This is a genomic window from Streptomyces pseudogriseolus, from assembly GCA_002154585.1.
GTDB classification, from domain to species: Bacteria; Actinomycetota; Actinomycetes; order Streptomycetales; family Streptomycetaceae; genus Streptomyces; species Streptomyces pseudogriseolus.
Window position 1 is genome coordinate 1 of the sequence record MUNG01000415.1, and the last position, 5670, is coordinate 5670.

7 protein-coding genes are annotated in these 5670 nt (G+C 73.4%); 4 read left to right on the forward strand and 3 right to left on the reverse strand.

The features are described 5' to 3' along the window. The first annotated feature begins 73 nt into the window (after positions 1–73). Complete coding sequence (locus tag CCN29_RS29395; RefSeq protein ID WP_006135112.1) at positions 74–364, forward strand: DUF3303 family protein; 291 nt, start codon at positions 74–76, stop codon at positions 362–364. Between the two features lie 3 nt (positions 365–367). Here the strand turns inward: CCN29_RS29395 and CCN29_RS29400 are convergent, their stop codons facing one another. The 3 genes from CCN29_RS29400 to CCN29_RS29410 all read right to left on the reverse strand — a co-directional run bounded on the left by CCN29_RS29400 (position 368) and on the right by CCN29_RS29410 (position 3403). Then, complete coding sequence (locus tag CCN29_RS29400; RefSeq protein WP_006135113.1) at positions 368–1018, reverse strand: putative DNA-mimic protein; 651 nt, start codon at positions 1016–1018, stop codon at positions 368–370. Positions 1019–1089: 71 nt separating this feature from the next. Then, positions 1090–1860, reverse strand: coding sequence for a GntR family transcriptional regulator (locus tag CCN29_RS29405; RefSeq protein ID WP_086685584.1), 771 nt, complete (start codon positions 1858–1860; stop codon positions 1090–1092). Positions 1861–2047: 187 nt separating this feature from the next. Further along, positions 2048–3403 carry an aspartate aminotransferase family protein gene (locus tag CCN29_RS29410; protein WP_086685586.1) on the reverse strand — a complete coding sequence of 452 codons (1356 nt, stop codon included), beginning with the start codon at positions 3401–3403 and terminating at the stop codon, positions 2048–2050. Between the two features lie 157 nt (positions 3404–3560). Here CCN29_RS29410 and CCN29_RS29415 point away from each other — a divergent pair, with 157 nt between their 5' ends. The 3 genes from CCN29_RS29415 to CCN29_RS29425 all read left to right on the forward strand — a co-directional run. After that, on the forward strand, positions 3561–4166 hold the full coding sequence (locus CCN29_RS29415; RefSeq protein WP_086685588.1) for a type 1 glutamine amidotransferase family protein: 606 nt from the start codon (positions 3561–3563) through the stop codon (positions 4164–4166). After that, complete coding sequence (locus CCN29_RS29420; protein ID WP_006135117.1) at positions 4163–4633, forward strand: MarR family winged helix-turn-helix transcriptional regulator; 471 nt, start codon at positions 4163–4165, stop codon at positions 4631–4633. The genes CCN29_RS29415 and CCN29_RS29420 overlap by 4 nt, the downstream gene beginning before the upstream one ends. Before the next feature lie 78 nt (positions 4634–4711). Beyond that, on the forward strand, positions 4712–5670 hold a 959-nt coding region (locus CCN29_RS29425), incomplete at its 3' end, for a serine/threonine-protein kinase (protein ID WP_143661401.1).

Consider the following 5670-nt stretch of genomic DNA (forward strand, 5'->3'; position numbering starts at 1 on the left):
GCGCGGGCGCCGGTGCACAGGCATAGCCTGAAGGTGTCCCTCCACGTGCGTCGACCAGAAGAAGGTGAGTGCGATGCGCGTGATGATCAAGGCGATGCTGGACACGGAGAAGGCGAACGAGGTCCTGCGCAGCGGGAAGATGCCCGCGCTGATGAAGGAGACCGTGGAGCGGCTGCACCCCGAGGCCGCCTACTTCGGACCGTTCGGCGGCCGGCGGACCTGTCTGATGGTCCTCGACCTCCAGGACAGCTCGCAGGTCGCGGCCACGGCCGACCCCCTCTTCTCGCAGTTCGACGCCGAGGTCGAGATGACCCCGGTGATGACCATGGAGGACCTGGAGAAGGGGCTCTCCCAGGTGCGGTGACGCTCAGCTGAAGACGATCATCGACCCTTGCGCCAGGCTCCGTGTCGCCGCCGCGTGCAGGCCGAGCCACACGTGGCGTTCGCGGGCGAAGGGGCTGGGGTCGTACGGCGCGGGGACGGCCGGTTCCTCCAGCTCGGTGGGGGCCTGCGGCGGCTCGGGCGGGGCCGGCGGGTTCGCCGGGTCGATGCCGATCGACGGGGCGACCAGCTCCAGTTCGCGCAGCAGCGCGTGCGAGGAGCCCAACGGGCCGCCGCCGGCGAGGAGTTCGTCGCTGGACAGCGGGCTCGGGAAGTCGACCGGGACGTACGCGCCCGCGTGGTCGTAGTGCCACACCAGGTGCGACTGCTGGGCCGTCGCCTCGAACATCTCCAGCAACTGCTCGTAGTCGCCGCCCAGTTCGTCCACCGGCGTGACCGGGAGGCCGCACACCTGGAGCAGGTACACGCGCCGCAGGAAGTGCAGGGCGTCGTAGTCGAACCCGGCGACCGGCGCGACGTCACCGGTCAGTCCCGGCATGTACTGGTACACCGGCACCGGCGGCAGTCCCGCGTCGGCGAGCACCGTGTTGTACTGCGCGAGTTCCTCGGCGAAGGGGTTGTCGGGCGTGTGGCACAACACGTCGACGAGCGGTACCAGCCACAGGTCACAGGCCAAAGGAGGACTCCTCGCATCGCGCGGTCGTCGGGTGGGACGTCCGGGTCCGGGAAGACGGTTCGGGACAGGGGTCAGGGAAGCGTATCGGCGTTCCGGGCGGGCGGATCCTGCTGTGCGGGCCGTCGTACAGGTCCCTTACCCGCCGGATCGGGCGTCAGCCCCTCGACGAGGGACAGGGAGTACGCGGTGTACGCGTCGAGGATGGCCCGCGCGGCGGCGGCGTCGCCCGCGGTGAGGGCGTCCACCAGCTCGGTGTGACGCGCCCAGAGCCGCCCCCGTGGGTCGGGCAGCCGGCGCAGGTGCTGCACCACGTACACCCACATCTGCACCCGCAGCCGGTGCAGGAAGTCCGTGAGGTACGGGTTGCCGAACGCGGACGCCAGCTCCTTCCAGAACCGCAGGTCGTAGCCGATCAGCACGGTGACCTCGCCGGCCTGGGCCGCGCGCCGGGCCTCCTCGCCGCGCCGGCGCACCCCGGCGAGATGGGCCGCCAGCCGGGGCTCGTCGGGCCGCAGATGCGGGGCGTCGCCGTGGGTGAGGGCGTGGAACATGCCCTCGGTGACCAGGCTGCGCGCCTCGATCATGCCGCGGAAGTCGTCGGCGGAGTACTCGTGCACCCGGAAGCCCCGGTGCTGGTCGGCGTCCAGCAGCCCCTGCGCCGACAGGTCGACCAGCGCCTCCCGCACGGGCGTCGCGGACACCCCGTACTGGTCGGCGATCTCCTTGACGGTGAACTCCTGCCCCGGCTGGAGCCGCCCGGCCAGCACCTCGTCGCGGAGCGCGTCGGCGATCTGCTGCCGCAGGGTGCTGCGGGTCACGGCGACGGTGCCGGGGCGGGACATGGTCGGGGCGTCTCCCTCATCGCGTTCGAGTGGCGTGCTCGCAAAGTCCACGGGCACGCCACCTTACGCGGTCCGGCGACGGCGCCGGATGTTCGAACGGGCGCGGGGCGGAGACCCGCCACGCGCCCGTCCCGGCCCGGTCGCCGGACCGGTCACCGGACCGGTGAGGACCGCCCCGCCCCGCCGGTCACCTCACGTACTCGTCGGCCACCGACAGAGCCGTGTCCAGGGCCGCCAGACCCTCCTTCAGCTCCGCCTCGCTCGTGTTGAGCGGCGGCACCACATGGGTGCGGTTCATGTTCACGAACGGCCAGATCCCGGCCTTCTTCGCGGCGGCGGCGAACGCGGCCATCGGGGCGTTCGCCTCCCCGGACGCGTTGTACGGCACCAGCGGCTCCCGGGTCTCCCGGTCACGCACCAGCTCCACCGCCCAGAACATGCCGGTGCCGCGCACCTCCCCCACGCTCGGGTGGCGTTCGGCCAGCTCCCGCAGCCCGGGTCCGACGACGGACGCGCCGAGGGCGGCCGCGTTCTCGACGACGCCCTCCTCCTCCATCACGTTGATCGTCGCGACGGCGGCGGCGCAGGCCAGCGGGTGCCCGGAGTAGGTCAGGCCGCCCGGGTAGGGGCGGGTGGCGAAGGTGGCGGCGATCTCCGCGGAGACGGCGACGCCGCCCAGCGGTACGTAGCCGGAGTTCACGCCCTTGGCGAAGGTCATCAGGTCCGGCACGACGTCGTACAGGTCGGCCGCGAACCAGGTGCCGGTCCGGCCGAATCCGGCCATCACCTCGTCGAGGACGAGGACGATCCCGTGCTTGTCGCACAGCTCGCGGACCCCGGCGAGGTAACCCGGCGGGGGAGGCATGATGCCGGCGGTGCCCGGAATCGTCTCCAGGACGACCGCGGCGATCGTCGAGGGCCCCTCGAAGGCGATCGTCGTCTCCAGGTGCTCCAGCGCCCGCGCGCACTCCTGCTCCTCGGTCTCGGCGTAGAAGCGCGAGCGGTACAGGAACGGCGCCCAGAAGTGCACGACCCCGGCCGTGCCGCTGTCGGAGGCCCAGCGGCGCGGGTCGCCGGTGACGTTCACGGCCTGCTGGGTGCCGCCGTGGTACGAGCGGTACGCGGAGAGCACCTTCGGGCGGCCGGTGTGCAGCCGGGCCATGCGCAGGGCGTGCTCCACGGCGTCGGCGCCGCCGTTGGTGAAGAAGATCTTGTCCAGGTCGCCGGGGGTGCGCCCGGCGATCAGCCGCGCCGCCTCCGAGCGCGCCTCGACGGCGAACGCGGGCGCGAACGTCGTCATCCGCGCCGCCTGCTCCTGGATCGCGGCGACGACCTTGGGGTGCTGGTAGCCGATGTTGGTGTAGACGAGGCCGCTGGTGAAGTCCAGGTAGCGGCGGCCGTCGTAGTCGCAGAAGTACGACCCCTCCGCCCCGGCGACGGCGAGCGGGTCGATGAGCTCCTGCGCGGACCAGGAGTGGAACACATGCGCACGGTCTGCGGCCTTCACGGCGGCGCCGGCCTCGGGATCGGGCTGAGGGGTCATGCGCCCGAGGGTAGGCGGGGCCGGCGGGCGGGCGACATCGGCGGCCTGTCTGCGGACGCGGGCTTTCCGCGACAAGGTGTCGACAAGGGGGATGGGCAGGACACTGTCATCATGACAAGATGCTGTCATCTGCTGGCGTACCCACCAGGGAGCGGTCATGACCCGCAAGCCCGTGCATCTCGCCCTCTACGACACCTTCGCCGACTGGGAGACCGGTCACGCCACCGCGCACCTCGCCCGCGCCGGCTATGCGGTCCGGACGGTCACCCCGGCGGGGGAGCGCGTCACCGGCATCGGCGGACTCCGCGTCCTGTCCGACCTCGCGCTCGCCGAGCTGCGGCCCGAGGACAGCGCGCTGCTGATCCTCCCCGGCGCCGACCGCTGGGACGAGGGCGACGACCTCGCCCCCTTCGCCCGTACCGCCCGCGCCTTCCTCGACGCCGGTGTGCCCGTCGCCGCGATCTGCGGCGCCACCGCCGGGCTGGCCAGGGAAGGGCTGCTCGACACCCGCGCGCACACCAGCGCCGCGCCCTTCTACCTCGCCGCGACCGGCTACGCCGGCGGCGACCGGTACGTCGAGGCCGACGCGGTCACCGACGGCGGTCTCGTCACCGCCGGGCCGACCGAGCCGGTCGCCTTCGCCCGCGAGATCTTCCGGCTGCTCGGCGTCCACGACGACACGGTGAACGACGCCTGGTACCGGCTGTTCCACGACTCGGACCCCGAGGCGTACGCCGTCTACGCGGAGGCCACGGCGCGGTGAGCCGGGAAGAACAGGACCTGCTCAGCCGGGGCGCGCTCGGCGTCTTCCGGCTGAACGGCCAGTTCCTCGCGGTCGCCGAGGAGCTGGCCCGGCCCGCCGGGCTCACCGCCGCCTGGTGGCAGGTGCTCGGCGCGGTCCTCGGCGAGCCGCTGCCGGTCTCCGGGATCGCCAGGGCCATGGGCATCACCCGGCAGAGCGTGCAACGCGTCGCCGACCTGCTGGTGGAGCGCTCACTCGCCGAGTACCGGCCCAACCCGGCCCACCGCCGCGCCAAACTCCTCGCGCCCACGGAGGCGGGCCGCGCGGCGATCAGCCGCATCGACCCCGGCCACGCGGTCTTCGCGGAGCGGCTGGCACGGGCGTACGGAGCGGCGTACGGGGAGGCGGAGCTCGCCCGCGCGGTGGAGGCGCTGGAACGCCTGTCCGCGGTGCTGGACACGCTCGGACCGCCTGTTACGGAACCGTAGACATCGCCCGGCGCACCGGGTACCGGGCCGCCACTATCCTCGATCCGTTGCTCACTGCGGGGGGAAGGCGGCGCAGCGATGGACCAGCTCGGAATCGGGGATCCGCAGACGATCGGCGGCTACCGCCTGCTCGCACGGCTGGGCGCCGGAGGCATGGGGCAGGTCTACCTCGCCCGCTCCGACCGGGGACGCACCGTCGCCGTGAAGCTGGTCCGCGAGGAGCTGGCCCGGCAGGAGGAGTTCCGCGCCCGCTTCCGCCAGGAGGTGAGCGCCGCCCGGCAGGTCGGCGGCCACTGGACCGCCCCCGTGCTGGACGCCGACACCGAGGCGGCCGTGCCCTGGGTGGCCACCGGGTACGTCGCCGGGCCCAGCCTCCAGCAGGTCGTCGGACACGACCACGGGGCGCTGCCCGAGCGCTCGGTGCGGATCCTCGCCGCCGGTCTCGCGCACGCCCTCAAGGACATCCACGCGGCCGGGATCATCCACCGCGACCTCAAGCCGTCCAACGTGCTCGTCACCATCGACGGGCCGCGCGTCATCGACTTCGGCATCGCCCGCGCGCTGGAGACCGTGACCGACGGCGGGCTCACCCGCACCGGCGCGCTCGTCGGCTCGCCCGGCTTCATGGCGCCCGAGCAGGTGCGCGGCGACCGCATCACGCCCGCGTGCGACGTGTTCTGCCTCGGCTCGGTGCTGGCCTACGCGGCGACCGGCGCGCTGCCGTTCGGCACCGCCAACAGCGGCGTGCACGCCCTGATGTTCCGCATCGCGCAGGAGGAGCCCGACCTGACGCAGGTGCCGGAGGGCCTCGCCGACCTGGTGCGGGAGTGTCTGCGCAAGGACCCGGCGGCGCGGCCCACGCTCGACGACGTGCTGGCCCGCACGGGCGCGGAGGACACGGTCGCCGACGGCCGCTCCCGCGACCCGTGGCTGCCCGGCGCGCTGGTCGCCCAACTGGGGCGGCACGCGGTACGGCTCCTCGACGCGGAGGACCCGCAGGCGGCGCCCCGGATCCCGGCGCCGCCTGCGGGTCCTCC